This is a genomic window from Pseudomonas sp. CCNWLW23 (genome assembly GCF_037095675.1).
Taxonomy (GTDB): Bacteria; Pseudomonadota; Gammaproteobacteria; order Pseudomonadales; family Pseudomonadaceae; genus Aquipseudomonas; species Aquipseudomonas atacamensis.
This window is the reverse complement of record NZ_JBAWKM010000003.1, coordinates 179,544-196,492: the sequence shown is the minus strand read 5'-3', so window position 1 is coordinate 196,492 and position 16,949 is coordinate 179,544. Positions and strand designations below refer to the sequence as shown.

The 16,949-nt window shown below is 59.7% G+C and carries 17 protein-coding genes; 2 read left to right on the top strand and 15 right to left on the bottom strand.

Going from position 1 to position 16,949, the window contains the following annotated elements; all coding sequences use genetic code 11:
* Positions 1-56 precede the first annotated feature (56 nt).
* The 3 genes from V8J63_RS06290 to V8J63_RS06280 all read right to left on the bottom strand — a co-directional run bounded on the left by V8J63_RS06290 (position 57) and on the right by V8J63_RS06280 (position 4,252).
* Positions 57-785, bottom strand: a complete 729-nt coding sequence (locus V8J63_RS06290; protein ID WP_123443416.1) for an amidotransferase — start codon at positions 783-785, stop codon at positions 57-59.
* Between the two features lie 92 nt (positions 786-877).
* A complete protein-coding gene (locus V8J63_RS06285; RefSeq protein ID WP_336463765.1) occupies positions 878-3,022 on the bottom strand; it encodes a 3-hydroxyacyl-CoA dehydrogenase NAD-binding domain-containing protein in 2,145 nt (714 codons plus the stop codon).
* Between the two features lie 24 nt (positions 3,023-3,046).
* Entirely contained in the window at positions 3,047-4,252 is a 1,206-nt protein-coding gene (locus V8J63_RS06280; RefSeq protein ID WP_336463764.1) for an acetyl-CoA C-acetyltransferase, read from the bottom strand.
* 577 nt (positions 4,253-4,829) lie between these two features.
* Here V8J63_RS06280 and V8J63_RS06275 point away from each other — a divergent pair.
* Entirely contained in the window at positions 4,830-5,651 is an 822-nt protein-coding gene (locus tag V8J63_RS06275; protein ID WP_336463826.1) for a c-type cytochrome, read from the top strand.
* Positions 5,652-5,771: 120 nt separating this feature from the next.
* Here the strand turns inward: V8J63_RS06275 and V8J63_RS06270 are convergent, their stop codons facing one another.
* From V8J63_RS06270 to V8J63_RS06225, 10 genes are all read right to left on the bottom strand, one after another.
* Positions 5,772-6,575 carry a transglutaminase family protein gene (locus tag V8J63_RS06270; protein WP_016773789.1) on the bottom strand — a complete coding sequence of 268 codons (804 nt, stop codon included), beginning with the start codon at positions 6,573-6,575 and terminating at the stop codon, positions 5,772-5,774.
* Positions 6,572-7,522 (bottom strand): alpha-E domain-containing protein, encoded by a 951-nt coding sequence (locus V8J63_RS06265; protein WP_016773788.1) that lies wholly within the window; start codon positions 7,520-7,522, stop codon positions 6,572-6,574. Before V8J63_RS06265 ends, V8J63_RS06270 begins: the two co-directional genes overlap by 4 nt.
* Positions 7,523-7,534: 12 nt before the next feature.
* Positions 7,535-8,944 (bottom strand): circularly permuted type 2 ATP-grasp protein, encoded by a 1,410-nt coding sequence (locus tag V8J63_RS06260; RefSeq protein WP_016773787.1) that lies wholly within the window; start codon positions 8,942-8,944, stop codon positions 7,535-7,537.
* 477 nt (positions 8,945-9,421) lie between these two features.
* Positions 9,422-9,769, bottom strand: a complete 348-nt coding sequence (locus V8J63_RS06255) for a ribonuclease E inhibitor RraB (protein ID WP_003223226.1) — start codon at positions 9,767-9,769, stop codon at positions 9,422-9,424.
* A gap of 209 nt (positions 9,770-9,978) precedes the next feature.
* Positions 9,979-10,212: a hypothetical protein gene (locus V8J63_RS06250; RefSeq protein ID WP_024012230.1), complete on the bottom strand. Its 234-nt coding sequence runs from the start codon at positions 10,210-10,212 to the stop codon at positions 9,979-9,981.
* A 288-nt stretch (positions 10,213-10,500) separates the two neighbouring features.
* Entirely contained in the window at positions 10,501-11,376 is an 876-nt protein-coding gene (gene speE, locus V8J63_RS06245; RefSeq protein WP_016773785.1) for a polyamine aminopropyltransferase, read from the bottom strand.
* A gap of 241 nt (positions 11,377-11,617) precedes the next feature.
* Positions 11,618-11,809 carry a PLDc N-terminal domain-containing protein gene (locus V8J63_RS06240; protein ID WP_016773784.1) on the bottom strand — a complete coding sequence of 64 codons (192 nt, stop codon included), beginning with the start codon at positions 11,807-11,809 and terminating at the stop codon, positions 11,618-11,620.
* Between the two features lie 71 nt (positions 11,810-11,880).
* Entirely contained in the window at positions 11,881-12,411 is a 531-nt protein-coding gene (locus tag V8J63_RS06235) for a hypothetical protein (RefSeq protein WP_123443419.1), read from the bottom strand.
* Between the two features lie 80 nt (positions 12,412-12,491).
* A complete protein-coding gene (locus V8J63_RS06230) occupies positions 12,492-13,010 on the bottom strand; it encodes an ankyrin repeat domain-containing protein (RefSeq protein ID WP_016773782.1) in 519 nt (172 codons plus the stop codon).
* 95 nt (positions 13,011-13,105) lie between these two features.
* Positions 13,106-14,944: a long-chain-acyl-CoA synthetase gene (locus V8J63_RS06225; protein WP_336463762.1), complete on the bottom strand. Its 1,839-nt coding sequence runs from the start codon at positions 14,942-14,944 to the stop codon at positions 13,106-13,108.
* Between the two features lie 385 nt (positions 14,945-15,329).
* On the opposite strand from V8J63_RS06225, the gene V8J63_RS06220 reads away from it, so the two are divergent.
* Positions 15,330-15,608: a DUF3509 domain-containing protein gene (locus V8J63_RS06220; protein WP_016773780.1), complete on the top strand. Its 279-nt coding sequence runs from the start codon at positions 15,330-15,332 to the stop codon at positions 15,606-15,608.
* An 80-nt stretch (positions 15,609-15,688) separates the two neighbouring features.
* Here the strand turns inward: V8J63_RS06220 and mtnC are convergent, their stop codons facing one another.
* Together mtnC and V8J63_RS06210 are read right to left on the bottom strand one after the other, a co-directional pair.
* A complete protein-coding gene (mtnC, locus tag V8J63_RS06215; protein ID WP_323621566.1) occupies positions 15,689-16,372 on the bottom strand; it encodes an acireductone synthase in 684 nt (227 codons plus the stop codon).
* A 4-nt stretch (positions 16,373-16,376) separates the two neighbouring features.
* Positions 16,377-16,922, bottom strand: a complete 546-nt coding sequence (locus V8J63_RS06210; protein WP_038861971.1) for a 1,2-dihydroxy-3-keto-5-methylthiopentene dioxygenase — start codon at positions 16,920-16,922, stop codon at positions 16,377-16,379.
* Positions 16,923-16,949 lie beyond the last annotated feature (27 nt).

Below are 16,949 nucleotides of genomic sequence, written 5' to 3'. Positions count from 1 at the left end.
GCCCCGGCGATTCGCGATCAGCCTCGCTCCCACAGGGATTGTGGGAGCAGGCCCTTTCAGCGTTGAGCCGCTTCTGGTTTGTGCGCCACGAAGCGCATCATCCACTCTGCAACGGTAGCGCCATGATGCTCCTGCTCAAGACTTGCCACACCCTTGCTGTAGATCTGCGAGCCCAGCGCTTCCTGGCGCAGATCGAGCAGCGCGCGCGAATAATCGTGAATGAATTCCGGGTGGCCCTGGAAGCACAGCACTTGATCGTTGATGTGATAAGCCGCGAACGGGCAGAAATCGCTGGAGGCGATGACCGTGGCGTTTTCCGGTAGTTCGGTGACCTGGTCCTGGTGGCTGATCAGCAGTGTCAGCTCTTCGCGCACCGGGCTCATCCACGGCGCCTTGGCTGCCAGCTGATAGCTGTGAGTGCCGACCCCCCAGCCTTGGGAGGCCCGCTCACTCTTGCCACCAAGCAGTAGCGCCAGCAATTGATGGCCGAAGCACACGCCGAGCAATTTGTCGCCGCGTTCGTAGCGATTCAGAAGATAGGTCTTGAGGGTCTGGATCCACGGGTCAGTGCCGAACGAATCGGCCTTGCTGCCAGTGACCAGGTACGCGTCGAAAGTCTCATCGTCACTTGGGTAATCCCCTTTCACCACGTTATAGACAGTGAACTCAGCGGCAATCGGTTGCTGCGAGAACAGGCGCTGGAACATCTGCCCATAGCCCTGATATTGGTCAATCAGTTCGGGCCGCAGGATGTCGGTTTCGAGAATGCAGATGCGCAGCGACATAAAAAATACCTGACACGTGATGGGAATAATGAACACCCCAGAGCCTGCCTTGAAACACGTGGCCAAGGCAAGCCCCGAAATGCTCGCTGGCCTTAGAACATTTCACCTTTCGCCGCTTTGTCCAGCAGCAGCGCTGGCGGAGTAAAGCGCTCGCCGTACTGCTCGGCCAGATACTGCGCGCGGGCGATGAAGTCCTTCAGGCCATACTGGTTGATGAACTGCAGCGCCCCGCCGGTCCACGCGGCGAAACCGATGCCGAAGATCGAGCCGACGTTGGCATCCGCCGTCGAGGTCAGCACGCCCTCCTCCACACAGCGCACGGTTTCGATGGCCTGCACAAACAACAGCCGATCACGCACATCCTTCGCAGAGATCTGTCCGTCTGCCTTCTCGAAGCGCGTTTTCAGCTCCGGCCATAAATGCTTCTGGGCACCGGCTGGATACTCATAAAAACCGCCTCCGGCAGCTTTACCCGGTCGCTTGAATTCATTGAGCATCAAGTCAATCACGGCAAAGGCCGGGTGCTCAATCAGCGGTTTCCCTTCAGCCTGTAGGTCCTTGGCCGTCTGTTGAAGGATATGGCTCATCAGGCTGAGGGAAACTTCGTCGGAGATTGCCAGAGGCCCGACCGGCATCCCGGCCTTGCGCGCTTCGGTCTCGATCATCGGCGCACTGACGCCCTCGCCGAGCATGGCAATGCCTTCGTTGGTGAACGTGCCGAACACCCGCGAGGTAAAGAAGCCGCGACTGTCGTTGACCACGATCGGAGTTTTCTTGATTTGCAGAACGAAATCGAAACCGCGAGCGAGAGTTTCGGCGCTGGTCTGCGCACCTTTGATGATTTCCACCAGCGGCATTTTTTCTACCGGACTGAAGAAATGCAGGCCGATGAATTTGCTTTGATCGGGCACCGCCGTCGCCAGACCGGTGATCGGCAGCGTCGACGTATTGGAAGCAATGACCGCTTCACCGCCCACGACCTGTTGCGCGGCGGCGGACACCCTGGCTTTGAGTTGGCGATCCTCGAACACCGCTTCGATGATCAGATCGCAACCGGCCAGGTCGGCATCGCTTTCGCTCGCAACGATTCGCGCCAGCACCGCTTCGCGCTGTTCGGGAGTCATTTGGCCACGGGCAACTTTCTTGTCCAGCAGCGCTGCGGAATGCGCTTTGCCCTTCTCGGCAGCGGCAAGGTTGATGTCCTTGAGGACGACGTCGATACCGGCCGAGGCGCTGACGAACGCGATGCCTGCGCCCATCATTCCGGCGCCGAGCACACCGACTTTGCGGGTTTTATAGGGCGCAAAACCTTGCGGTCTTGAACCGCCGGCGTTGATCTCGTTCAACTGGAACCAGAACGTACCGATCAGGTTTTTCGAGATTTGCCCGGTCGTCAGCTCGGTGAAGTAGCGGGTTTCGATCAGGTGCGCGGTGTCGAAATCGACCTGAGCGCCCTCCACCGCCGCGCATAGAATCTTCTCCGGCGCCGGCAGGGTGCCTTGAGTTTTCGCGCGCAGGATCGACGGCGCAATCGCCAGCATCTGCGCCACTTTCGGGTTCGATGGCGTGCCGCCGGGAATCTGGTACCCCTTGACGTCCCAGCGCTGCACTGCCGCCGGATTAGCCAAAATCCAAGCACGCGCCTTGGCCAGCAGCTCATCGCGATCCGCTGCCAATTCATCAATCAGCCCGGCCTGCAACGCCTGTTGCGGGCGCACTTTTTTGCCTTCAAGCAAGTACGGCAGGGCTTTTTCGATGCCGAGCATGCGCACCATGCGCACCACCCCGCCGCCGCCCGGCAAAAGACCCAAGGTCACTTCCGGCAGACCGAGTTGCACCGAGGCGTCATCAACAGCAATGCGGTGGTGACAGGCCAGACAGATCTCCCAGCCGCCGCCCAGCGCTGCACCGTTGATCGCCGCGACCACCGGTTTACCGAGGGTTTCCAGGCTGCGCAATTGCGCCTTGAGGGTCAGCACCATGTCGTAGAAGGCATTGGCTTCAGGCTTGCCGACCTTGATCAATTCATTGAGGTCGCCGCCGGCGAAAAAGGTCTTCTTCGCGGAGGTGATGATCACTCCGGCAATGCTGTCTTTCTCTCCCAGCAAGCGGGCAACGCAAGCGGCCATGGCCTCGCGGTACACGGCGTTCATGGTGTTGGCGCTCTGGCCCGGCATGTCCATGGTCAGCACGACGATACCGTCCTGGCCTTTTTCGTAACGAATGGCTTCGCTCATAACAGGGTTCCTTGAAGTCGGGGCTCAGAGGCGTTCGATGATGGTGGCAATGCCCATGCCGCCGCCGACACACAGCGTCGCCAGGCCGTAGCGCAGATGCCGCGCTTCCAGTTCATCAAGCAGGGTGCCGAGGATCGCGCAACCCGTGGCGCCCAGCGGGTGGCCCATGGCGATCGAGCCGCCGTTGACGTTGACCTTGCCGGGATCGACGGCCATGTCCTTGATGAATTTCAACACCACCGAAGCAAACGCTTCGTTGACCTCGAACAGATCGATGTCCTCCACGCGCAGTCCGGCCTTGGCCAGCGCTTTGCGAGTCGCCGGCGCCGGGCCGGTGAGCATGATGGTCGGATCTGTGCTGGTGACGGCCGTGGCGACGATACGCGCGCGTGGCTGCAGCCCCAGCGCGCGGCCCTTGGCTTCGGAGCCGATGAGCATCAGCGCCGCACCGTCGACAATGCCGGAACTGTTGCCCGGCGTGTGCACATGGTTGATCCGCTCGACATGGCTGTAGACCCGCAGCGCCGTGGCGTCAAAGCCCATCTGCCCGATCATTTCGAAACTTGGCTTGAGCTCGCCCAGGCCTTCGAGGGTCGATTCGGCGCGGATGAACTCATCGTGATCAAGCAGGATGATGCCGTTCTGATCCTGCACTGGCACCAGCGACTTGTTGAAGGAGCCGTCGGCCCGCGCTCGTGCGGCTTTTTGCTGCGAGTGCAGCGCGTAGGCATCGACGTCCTGCCGGCTGAAGCCTTCGAGGGTAGCGATGAGATCGGCGCCGACCCCTTGCGGGGTGAAATGGCTGTGCAGGTTGGTCTGCGGGTCCAGTGCCCAAGCGCCGCCATCGCTGCCCATCGGCACCCGCGACATCGACTCGACGCCGCCAACCACCACCAGCTCCTCGAAGCCCGAGCGCACTTTCATCGCGCCAAGATTCACCGCTTCCAGACCCGAAGCGCAAAAGCGGTTGATCTGCACACCGGCGACGCTGACATCCCAGTCGGCCACTTGCACCGCCGTCTTGGCGATGTCCGAGCCTTGATCGCCGATCGGCGTGACGCAGCCGAGGACGACATCATCGACCTGACTGGTGTCCAGCGCGGTGCGCGCCTGCAAGGCGCTCAGCAAACCGGCCACCAGGTTGACCGGCTTCACGCTGTGCAGCGCGCCATCGGCCTTGCCTTTGCCACGCGGGGTGCGCAACGCATCAAAAATCAAAGCTTCAGTCATGACGTCCTCGAACCTGATTTATTGTCACTTCACTTTCGCCCTGCGCCGACTGGCAAGCAATGACCACATTGCTCAAAGCGCTTGACGCACACGCTCAGACGGACGGTCATCCGTCATCAGGTGAACCGGTTCAGGTCACCGAGTTGTCTAGCCAGCGGGCGGCAAAGAAGCTGGCAATACGCCTCATGCCGTTTTAAGAGCTTTTGCAATGAACTCCATATGAAATGGATCTAAGCGAAGGCAGACGCGGGCTCTAAGGTGAAGATGTACGCCATCGTCGTCGGGTTTTGCCGAGACGGGCGTCCTTCAACAGGAAGTGCACCGCGTGCCGTCAGGGATATGCAGTCAGGCATGCATCAGGAAATAACAATAAAGGCGGTCAAGCCATGTTCAAACAACCGAAAGTACGTCAAGCAGGACTCATTCTTTTCGCCACGACGCTGTTGTTGATCTTGCCGAATCTGACCAAGGTCATCGGCTGATTCAAACGTCGCGTGCTGTATATCGCCACTGAAAATGTGACTGGCCCGCTACCCGGGCCAGCGTGGTTGTGCCAACCTTTGCGCACTCCCACGACATGGACGGCGATCATTTGAAAACGCTCATTGCGCTCGGTGCCTTGCTGCTGAGCTTGCCCTTGTCTGCCGCACAACTGGATCTGCAGTTGGGCGCAAACAGCCGCACCTGGCAGACCCAAGAGCTGCTCGAACATCCTCAGGTGCAAACCCTCACGATCAACAATGATGTTTCCTACAAGAAGGACATGACCTATCAGGCCGTGCCGCTGGCCGCATTGCTGACGGGAGTCAAGCTGAAGGATCACTTGCAAGCGGTGGCGCTGGACGGCTTTGCCGCAGAGTTGGCCGCCGCGCCCTTGCTGAACAAGGACGGCGCACGAGCATGGCTGGCAATCGAGGACCCGGCGCGGCCGTGGCCACCGCTGTCTGCCGGCAAGCACAGCGCCGGGCCGTTCTATCTGGTCTGGACCGATCCGCAGGCAGGTAATATCAGCCCCGAACAGTGGCCGTTCGAAGTCGCCAGCATCAAACTGATGGCGCCGGTGGCCCAACGATTCCCTGCCCTGCTGCCCGATCCTGCCTTGAAGGCCGATGATCCGGTGAACAAGGGTTTTGCCCTGTTTCAGAAAAACTGCCTGGCCTGTCACCGGTTGAATGGTGCCGGAGACGCGCAGTTCGGTCCGGATTTGAATATTCCGTATAGCCCGACCGAGTATTTTGGGGCGGATTTCTTGAAGCGCTACATCCGCGATCCGCAGAGTTTGCGTCAGTGGCCGCAGGCGAAGATGCCCGGGTTTTCCGCGCAGGTGTTGCCGGATGGAGACCTGGAAATGCTGGTGGGCTATCTCAAGCACATGGCCGGCCGCAAAGCCAAGCCTTGATGCAGTCTCCCTTGTGGGAGCGAGCCTGCTCGCGAAGGCGGAGTGTCAGTCGCTGGTTGGCTGGCTGATGAACCGCTTTCGCGAGCAGGCTCGCTCCCACAGGGCTTTGCGTGCGTCGAGCTATTGTTGCTGCACGGAAATAACCGGCGTCGGCGAGACGAACACCTTCGCATGCATCTGCTCGCAGCCGCCGCCCCGGCGCATGCCACGGACCGGGCAGGCGTCGAGATAATCCAGACCCACCGCCAGCTTCAGGTGTCGCTCCGGGCGCGCCAGTTGGTTGGTCACGTCGAAGCTGTACCACGCGTCATCCAGCCACGCTTCTGCCCAGGCATGACTGGCCAGATGCTCGCAATCTTCGCTGTACAGATAACCCGACACGTAACGCGACGGCACGCCGAGGCTGCGCGCGCAGGCGAGAAACGCATGGGTATGATCCTGACAAACCCCGGCGCGACCGGCGAAAGCTTCGGCGGCGCTGGTGTCGACTTCAGTCGAGCCCGGCGTGTAGGTCATGTGCTGATTCAGACCGTGCATCAAGTCGATCAGCGCGGTGCGATCTCGCCGTTGCTTGCAGTTCTTCGCGGCAAATTCGCGCAAGGCTTCATCGGCTTCGGTCAGGCGCGTGAAGCGCAGGAACGGAAGCGCCGACTGGCTCTCATGTTCGGCCTCGCGCAATTCATCGATATCGACCTGACCACGGGCGCCGATGATGATCGCTTCGTGCGGCTCGTCCATGGTCAGCACATGCAGGATGTTGCCGAACGGATCGAGCTGCGCACGCACCGGACGCGGCAGGTCGAGTTGCCAACTGAGGACATGCTGGCGCTCGCTATCGTGGGGCGTCAGGCGCAGGTACTGGATGCTCGCGCGCACCTGATCTTCGTAGTGATAGGTGGTCTCGTGGCTTATGGAAAGTCTCATGCAGCCTCCAGGTAGGAACTGTGAATGGCGTTGCCCAACTGGCGCACCAGCGGGATGAATTCGGTCAGCCAGGCGTGCAGGCCTTCTTCGAGGATTTCGTTGATGCCGGTGTAGCGCAGGCGTGCGTCCATTTCCGCCGCCAGGCGTTGTGCCGGTCGGCCGTTGGCGCCTGGCAGTTGCGCGAGGATCTGGTCGATCTCTTCGGTACAGGCACGCAGCGAACGCGGCACATCGGCGCGTAACAGCAGCAGTTCGGCGACATGCCGGGCGCCGGGCGCGTCGCGGTAGATTTCGGTGTAGGCCTCGAATGAGGACAAGGCGCGCAGCAGCGCACTCCATTGGTAATAGGCGTGCGCCGTGCCGTCGCTGACTGCTTCGGCCTGATCGCCGGCCATTTCGTAACGGGCATCGAGCAGGCGCAGCGTGTTGTCCGCGCGCTCGATAAACGTACCCAGACGAATAAAGCGAAACGCGTCGTTGCGCATGATCGTGCCGTATGAGGCGCCACGAAACAGGTGCGAACGTTCCTTGATCCATTCGCAAAACCGGCTCATGCCATAACGACTCAGTCCCTGTTCGGCGATGCCGCGAATTTCCAGCCAGGTCGCGTTGATGTTTTCCCACATGTCCGCAGTGATTCGCCCGCGTACCGCATGAGCACTGGCCCGCGCTGCACCAAGGCAGCTGTAGATACTGGCCGGGTTAGCCGCATCCAGTGCGAAGAAATGCAGCAGGCGCTCTGCGTGGAGGTCGCCGTGGCGTTCAAGGTAATCGTCCAGGGTGCCGGTGATCAGCAACGGCATGGCGAGTTCGTGCAGACCGTCGCCGCGCCCGTCCTGCGGCATCAGCGACAGCGAATAACTGATGTCGAGCATGCGCGCGAGATTCTCCGCACGCTCCAGGTAACGCGACATCCAGTACAGATCCGAGGCAGTTCTACTTAACATGGCAAGCTTCCTTCAATCCTCGACTACCCAGGTGTCCTTGGTGCCGCCGCCCTGGGAGGAGTTCACCACCAGGGAGCCTTCACGCAACGCGACACGAGTCAAACCGCCGGGCACGACCCGGGTTTCGCGACCGGACAGCACAAACGGACGCAAATCGATATGGCGCGGCGCGATGCCGTTTTCGACAAAGGTCGGACAGGTCGACAGCGAGAGCGTCGGCTGCGCGATGTAAGCATGGGGTTTGGCTTTGATGCGCTCACGAAAGGCATCGATTTCCGCTGTCGTCGCGGCTGGCCCAACGAGCATCCCGTAACCGCCGGAGCCTTGGGTCTCCTTGACCACCAGTTCCGGAAGATTGGCCAGCACGTGGGACAGCTCGGACGGGTTGCGGCACTGCCAGGTCGGCACGTTTTTCAGAATCGGCTCTTCGTCGAGGTAGAAACGGATCATGTCGGTGACAAACGGATACACCGATTTATCGTCCGCCACTCCGGTGCCGATGGCGTTGGCCAGCACCACGTTGCCGGAACGGTAGGACGACAGCAGCCCAGGCACGCCGAGCATCGAGTCCGGGTTGAATGCCAGCGGATCGAGGAAGGCATCGTCGAGGCGGCGATAGATCACGTCGACCGCTTTCGGGCCATCGGTGGTGCGCATGAAGACTTTGTCGTCACGCACGAACAGATCCGCACCTTCGACCAGTTCCACGCCCATTTCCCGGGCAAGAAACGCGTGTTCGAAGAACGCGCTGTTGAAGCGTCCCGGCGTCAACACCACCACGCTCGGGTTGTCGATCGGGCTTGAGCTTTTCAGGGTGTCGAGCAGCAGATTGGGATAGTGATCGATCGGGGCGATGCGCTGGGCGGAGAACAGTTCGGGGAACAGGCGCATCATCATCTTGCGGTCCTCGAGCATGTAGCTGACGCCGCTGGGTGTGCGCAGGTTGTCTTCGAGAACGTAATAAGTGCCATCGCCATCGCGCACCAGATCGACGCCGGAGATATGCGAGTAGATGTCGCGGTGCAGATCCAGGCCTTGCATCGCCAACTGGTATTGCTCGTTGGCCAGCACCTGTTCGGCGGGAATAATCCCGGCCTTGATGATGCGCTGCTCGTGGTAGAGGTCGGCGAGAAACATGTTCAACGCCTTGACCCGCTGAATGCAGCCGCGCTCGACAATCCGCCATTCACTGGCGGGAATGCTGCGAGGAATGGTATCGAACGGAATCAGGCGCTCGGTGCCCTGCTCGTCGCCATAGAGCGTGAAGGTGATCCCGGCACGGTGGAACAGCAGATCGGCCTCGCGGCGGCGCTGCGCGAGCAGCTCGTCGGGCGTCTCGGCCAGCCAGCGGGCAAATTCCCGGTAATGCGGGCGGACCAGGCCGCCGGCATCGTACATCTCGTCAAAATAGGTGCGGATCATGCCGTACTCCTTGTCACTCCGGACATACAGGCCTTCGCAAGGCCCGTGCCATCGGCATAAACGCTTTGATTTCAATCGGTTGTAGATCCACGCCGAAGGCTGCGCACCATTCCTGTGCGGCAAATGCCCCGACCCGATTGCCCCCGCTTCATTGCGACGCACTGCATCGCCTATCACCAGCATAGTCAGAGTTGATTTCACTGCCCGGCCACGACTGCGGATAATCCGCGCATTCGCTGCAAAACTTCCATGGCACGGCGCCGCGAAGTAGACAGCTCAACCGATCTGAACTGCCTTGGCAGCCCCGTCCCGACAGGACTTTATTGCATACCCGTCTTCCCTTTTAGCCACCCTCTCCGGTGGCTTTTTTTTGCCCTGGATTCTTGTTTCAGAGTTTTGCCACTGCGATGTGCAGAAGCCAGAAACCACAACGGCCGACCCGAAGGCCAGCCGTTGCTCGACAAACGATGCGCAAAATCAATTCAAGCGGTAACGATTGCGCACCTCCTGCTTCACGCCCCAACCCTCGATAATGCCGCCCAGCGGCTCGACCACGGCAGAGAAGCCCTGCTCGAAATCGCCAATGTCGTCATAGGTTGCGTACATCACCTTGCTCAATTCCAGCGACCAGGCGCCGTCGTCGCGCGCACTGACCTGGGCATTGATGGATTCACCGCGAAATTTGCCTGCTGCCCTGCGCGCCCGCTCCTCGTCCGGGAAAATCGCGTAGAACTCGATGGGATGGAACCGGGAAAAATCGAAACCGCCTTCTTTCATGCGGCGCAGAACGTTGCTGCTGATGTCTTCTTGATAGGCTGTGCTCATGAATCGTCCCCCTCAATTGATGGATAGACTTTCCGTATTCCCGCCCCGGGCCTTTTGGCCTAAGTACTACGGCAACGTGGTTGCGCGCGGGAAACAAGCATGTAGCTGACAAGACCAGACCTTAGCGATCCATTCGCTGATCTCGCTTGCAGAGTAGCCCCAAGAGAGCGCCGCTGCCAAGGCCTGGTTTACGAGATGACAGGAAGTGTTCAGACAGGGGTGATGCTGCGGATTTCGATGCCGTTCTGGGTCTTGAGGTTTTTCACCCCGGCATCGGCGGTGCGCCCTTCCAGATCGTTGAGATCCAGCTTGGCGGCGACCGGAAGAAGCCGTTCTTTGACGAGCCGTGCGGCTTCATCATCGGACGGGCATTCCTCACGTTCGAAGACTTCATCGACAATTTCACCGTGATCATCCACGAAAGTGACTTTCCACTTTTGCATCAGTGCCTCCTCGATCAACCCGTAAATGGGCTTACCTCTATCTCGACTTTTTTCCGCGATAGTTGGTTCAAAAGGATTACAACCGACAACGGTGAAAATAACCATCCGATCGATAGGGCGGACTCTGTGGCGAGGGGATTTATCCCCGTCCGGCTGCGCAGCAGTCGTAAGACCGTCCATTGCGGTTTGACGGAGACACCGCGCAGGCCGGTTCAGGGATGCTGCGCATCCCAACGGGGATAAATCCCCTCGCCACAAGAGCTCCCTTGCAGAGCGACGTCAGCGTGATCAGTCGTTGCTCGGCTTGTTGACCGCTTGCAGCACGTATTGCGGCAAGGCGAACGCGCCGATGTGGATTTCCGGGTTGTAGTAACGGGTGACGATGCCGCTGCCGATGAAGCGCTGTTGCAGGGTTTCACGGCTGAGCTTGCGGTACGCCGGGTTGGTCGAGCCCCAGGCGAAGGTCATCGAACCGCCGATGTAGGTCGGCACGGCGGCCTGGTAGAAGTGCCAGTCCGGGAACAGGCTGCGCAGGCGACCGGCGGTGGTTTTGACTTCGTCGATCTGCATGAAAGGCGTGCCGTTCTGAGTGACGAGGATGCCGCCTTCGTTCAGGCAGCGGTGGCACGCCTGGTAGAAATTCTCCGAGAACAGCACTTCGCCCGGGCCGATCGGGTCGGTGGAGTCGGAGATGATCACGTCGAATTTTTCAGTAGTGGTGGCGACGAAACGCATGCCGTCATCGATCACCAGATTCAGACGCGGGTCGTCGTAGGCACCGGCGGAATGGTTCGGCAGGAATTCCTTGCACATGTCGACGACGGTGCCGTCGATCTCGACCATGGTGATGTGCTCGACGCCGGCGTGCTTGGTCACTTCGCGCAGCATACCGCCGTCACCGCCGCCGATGATCAGCACGCGCTTGGCAGTGCCATGGGCGAGGATCGGCACGTGGGTGAGCATCTCGTGGTAGATGAATTCGTCGGCTTCGGTGGTCTGGATCACGCCGTCCAGCGCCATGACCCGGCCCATGCGCGGGTTCTGGAAGATCACCAGGTGCTGGTGTTCGGTGCGCACTTCGTGCAGCAGTTTTTCCATGCGAAAACGCTGGCCGTAGCCTTCGTAGAGGGTTTCCAGGTACTCGCTGGTCTTGGTGACGGTCATGGTCAAGTGCTCCGATAAATGCGCGGGCGCCATCGTGGGGACGATTGCCCGGGAAAGGCGCGCATTCTACGTTGCCGAAGATGACAGGTCGAACCTCCGGTTGTTTTTTACCAACGCAAATTACTGTGGGAGCGAGCCTGCTTGCGAAAGCGCAGCATCAGTTGCCGGTGATGGCGACTGACCCAACGTCTTCGCGAGCAGGCTCGCTCCCACAGGGATGACCGTGTGATCGAAAATCAGCTCAGATCCGGACGTTGCCCCGCGGTCCGGCAATCGCCCAGATGATCAGGCCCAGCACCGGCAGGAGGATGATCAGCAACACCCAGACGATTTTCATCCCGGTGGAGGCGCCGCTTTTCAGCACGTTGATGATGGCCCAGATGTCGAGGGCAAGGATGATCAGGCCAATCAGACCGTTGAACGTGGAACCCATGGTGTCGCTCCAGAATAGTGGCATGCACTTTTAGGATAGACGGTCGCGCGCAGGGTTCCCTTTTATTGCGTTCAGACGTGAACGGCGACCTTCAAGGCTTCCAGCGCTGGCGCGGCGGCGATACCAACCTCGGCGCACAACTCCAGCACGCGGGGCACATCGTTGCCGTAGACCAGGACCATTTGCAATTCATCGTCGAGCAACTGGCTGAAGTTCATCAACGTGTAACCGCCGTTCTCCTTGTTCAGGCTGCTCATCTGCACCTGAATACGGTTGAGTGCGGTCAGTGCTTCGGTCTTGGCCAGTTGCTTGGGCTTGAGATTGAAATCCACGCCCGGACCAAACGAGGCAACGATTTGTGCGAACAGATCGACGTAGGTATCGGCCTGAAACAGCACGGTTTCCGGCAGGCTACCGACCACTACCCACTCACCCAGCGGGATCGGGAAAGTGTCGTCGTAGTTGATGTCCGGATTGGCGGCCAGAAAAGCATCGGCATCGGCGTAGGCCTGAGCGGCTTCGTCAGCCACTTTCAGAATCTCATCCTCGCCCATGCAGCCGGAGCTGATTTTGCTGATGAGTTCGACGAGTGCGGCTTTCATGAGGGCGGATCCTGTGGCGGAGGTGAATTTTCAGGGCGCGAAGGATAGCGCATTCTGCCCTTCGCCACAGTCCGTGGACTTTACGCCAGCAACTTTTCCAGCTGCGCGGTGGTGTCGACCGCGCCCATGGTCCGCGCCGCATCCAGCGCGGTCACGCCGTTGGCGTCCTTGGCTTTCGGGTCAGCACCCTGGCCGATCAGATAGTCGACGATTTCAACGCGGTTGAACATTGCCGCCATCATCAACGCGGTACGGCCGTCGAAGGAAGAACCTTCGATTTCGGCGCCCGCCTCGACCAGCGCCTTGACCACCGCCAGATCGCCCTTGAACGCGGCGCCGGCAATCGGGCTCTGGCCGTTGCCATTGCGCATTTCCGGATCGGCTTTGTGTTTAAGCAGGACCTTCACCGCATCGACATGGCCGTAGTAGCTGGCGAGCATCAACAAGGTGTCGCCCTTGCTGTTTTTCAGGTTCACCGGCAGCCCGGCGCTGACCAGGCGATCAAGCATCTCGGCATCACCGTCGCGCGCCTTGTTGAAAACCTGCTCGGTGAATTCGGCAGCTTCTTCAGGGGTCATCTGGCGGCTTTGGTCGGACATGGGGCACTCCATTTCGGTCTATCGGAAAGCCGACAGTTTCCCGAGCGCGACGGTGGCTGTCACTCGGTTTTTTCCGAGCGTCCCGATAGCCACACTCAATATCGATGTTTGCCCTGTTGAATTTCAGCGAGGATTTGCTCACTGACATGCACATAGGTTTCGCTGCCCGGCAGCCAGGCGAAGATCGGGTCATCGCCGGTGAGCCCGGGGTCAAAGCCTTCCGTTTTCAGGCGAGTCTTCTGGTATTTGAAGGTCCCGGTGGTTTCCATTTTCACTTTCACCCGCAAGAACAACGGCACGGCATAAGCCGGCATACGTTGCCGGACGAAACTCAGCAGTTCAGCGAAATCCAGCGTGGCCAAGGATTCGGCGGGAGTAATTGCAGCCATCCCCGCACGCCCGTTGGTGTTGGGGATCTCCACACCGTAGGCCACGGCTTCAGCGATCAGCGGATGTTGCAGCAACAAATTCTCGACTTCGGTGGTCGACACGTTTTCACCCTTCCAGCGATAGGTATCGCCGAGGCGATCAACAAATTGCGCATGGCCGAAACCGATATTGCGCAGCAGGTCGCCGGTGTTGAAAAAGCGATCGCCCTTGTTGAACACATCGTGGAGGACGACGCGGGCGGTTTTCTGCGGGTCGGTGTAACCGTCCAGCGGTGCCTTGTCGTCGATCCGCGCCAGCAGCAGGCCCTGCTCGCCCTTGCCGACCTTGCGCATGAAACCATCATCGCCGCGCAATGGCTCGCCACTGTCATGGTCGTAAGCGACCAGTTCCCACGCCATCAGCGAAAACCCGACGGTGTTGTCGAAATTGAGGATGTTGGTGAAACCGATGTTGCCGTCACTCGCCGCGTACAGCTCACAAATGTACTCGACGGCAAAACGCGTCTTGAACTCGGCCCAGGCGCCGGGGCGCAAACCATTGCCGATCATCTTGCGCACGTCGTGCCGGCTGTCATCGGCGCTGACCGGTTGCTCGACCAGGTAGCGACACAGCTCACCGACATAGCCGATGGTGGTTGCGCGATAGCGGCGCACGTCACCCCAGAACTGGCTGGCGCTGAACTTGCGGCGGATGGCGAAACCCGAGGCGCCGTTGATCGCCGATCCCCAGCACACGCACAGACCCGTGGCGTGATACAGCGGCAAGGTGCAGTAAACGATGTCATCCGGGCGCATATCGAGGGCGATCATGCCGAAGCTCGCCGAACTGCGCATCCAGCGTCCATGCTTGAAAACACCGGCCTTGGGCAGGCCGGTGGTGCCGGAGGTGTAGATGTAGAAACACGGATCGTCGAAGAATACTTGCGCGCTGCTCGGCGGGTTATCGCTGCTGGCGTCAGCACTGGCGCTGATCAGATTGACGTAGCCCTCAGGCGCGATGCCCGGATGGCTGTAGGTGTCCTGATCGGCGACGAACCAGGTGCGCGGCGCTGCGATCGCAACCTGATCACGCACGCCGGCATAGGCAGCGGTCAGTTCTTCGCCAACCACAATAGCCACCGGCGCAACCAGATTGATGCTGTGAACAAGCGTGTCGCGCATCAGCGAGGTATTGAGCAGCGCACTCACCGCGCCAAGCTTGGCCAGCGCCAGAATCGTCACCAGCAATTCCGCACGGTTCTCGATGAACACCGCGACCACATCGCCCTTGCCGATGCCTTGCTCGCTCAGGTAATGCGCAATGCGATTGGCCCACTGATTGACGTGCGTGTAGGTCAACGCCACGTCGCCCTGCAACAACGCCACACCATCGGGATTGCGCAGCGTCGCCTGCTCGAACGTCCAGCCCAGGCCGCACGTTTGGGTCGGATCCGTGACGTTGGCCACCTTCATGCCTTTGACCACCCGGGGGATGGCCTTGGCGATCATCGGCAGTTTGCGGAGCATCATGCCCCAGGTAATCGTGTCGCTTGGTGCGTGACGCATGAAAGCTCCCCGTTCGATCTTGACGTGCAGACCGCTGTTCTTGTTATCGGGTAATGACTGCGACCGACGCGTTTACGCCGTGGGTCGAGAAGGAAAGTACGTCAGTGCTCGCGGGGCTGTACACGCGGTTTTTGCAATGATTTGTATCCCGTCGCGCCTTCGGGGAAGAGCGGATTCTGGTACGGACGTTTGGTTCCGTTGTACGGAGAAAAATCACGCAAAATGCAGGATGCACGATGGCCATTCATGCAGATTGCACGACGCCTGCAAAATGCAATGCCTTCAACTTATTGATTTTAAAGGGATTTTATTCGCATCAATACTGGCACAAACGCTGCAACTACCTCCGCATGCTTGCCATTCAAGTACATACGGAGCTGATGACATGAGCCTGATTCAAGAAAAATTTACATCGCTGTTCTCCAACTACGAAGTCAGCACTGCCCCACGTCCTGACGGTGGCATCCTGCTCACTCTGCGTAGCAGCGACGGCAAAGTCTTCAAACGCGCCCTCTCGTATCAGCAACTGCATGCCGGTGACCAACTGTCGTGGGCGATCAGCGCGATCCGCCGCGACCTGGCCGAACAAGCCAGCGAGCTGCCGCAAATTGCAATGCTGCAGAGCCAGCAGCGTTTTGCCCTGCCGACCTATCACTCGCTGTAATTTGCTTTAAACAAAAACAGGCCGTGGAGCATGCGCTTCACGGCCTGTTTGTTTATGTCTGCCACATATTTACTGTGGGGTCAGAACGCTTCCGGTTCGATTCCAGTAAAGCTGTCAACCGTCACGTGCCCTGCCAACTCCCCGCCTTCACGCGCCAGGCCACAAGTCTTCATGCCGGCCGACTGGGCAGCGTCGAGCTCTTCGACGATATCCGACAGGAACAGGATTTCATCGGCTTCAACACCCACCGCCTGCTGAATGTTGCGGTAGGACTGCGCCTCACGCTTCGGCCCCGATGTGGTGTCGAAATAGCCGCTGAACAGCGGTGTCAGATCCCCCGCTTCCGAGCAACCGAAAATCAGTTTCTGCGCCTGAATCGAGCCGGACGAGTAAACAAACAGTTGATAACCGGCCGCATGCCAACGTTGCAGCGCTTCAACGGCATCAGGATAGACATGCCCCTTCAACTGCCCGGCCTGATAGCCCTGCGCCCAGACCATGCCTTGCAACGCCTTCAACGGCGTGGCCTTGCGGTCCTCGGCGATCCAGCTCAAGAGGATTTCAACAACCCGTTCAACATCGGCCTGCGGCTCATTGCTGTCTCGGCGCACAGCGTCGAGCTGTTCGGCGACATCAGCACGCGAAGCGTTCTGCCGCACAAAGTCGGGCAAATGTTTGGCGGCGTAGGGAAACAGCACGTCGAAGACGAAACTCACCGCGCTGGTGGTGCCTTCGATGTCGGTGAGGATGGCTTTGATCGACACGGTTTCAGTCCTCCAGACGCGGGAAGCGGCCGGCGATGTCTTCGCCGGTGAAATTGGCAACCCAGCCTTCCGGGTTGTTGAACAGACGGATCGCCACGAAGTGCGGATGTTCGCCCATGTCGAACCAGTGCTTGGTGCCGGCCGGAACCGAGATCAGGTCGTTCTTCTCACAGAGAACGGCATAGACGTAATCGTCGATGTGCAGGGTAAACAAGCCACGACCGGCAACGAAAAATCGCACTTCGTCTTCGCCATGGCGGTGCTCTTCGAGGAACTTGGCGCGCAGCTCGGCTTTTTGCGGGTGATCGCTGTTGAGGCTGATCACATCGACGGTGATGTAGCCGCGCTCGGTCATCAGTTTGTCGATCTGCTCTTTATAAGCGCTGATGACCTCTTCCTGACTGGCGCCGGGCTGAATCTTCGCGGCGGCCTGCCAGCGGTCGAAACGCACGCCCTGCTCGGCCAGCGTCGAGGCGATGTCTTCGAAATGGGTCAGCACCTTGTTGGGAATCTCAGGGCTGGAAACGTGATAAACGGACAGGCTGCTCATGGGCAATTCCTCGGTAGCGGCGGCGCC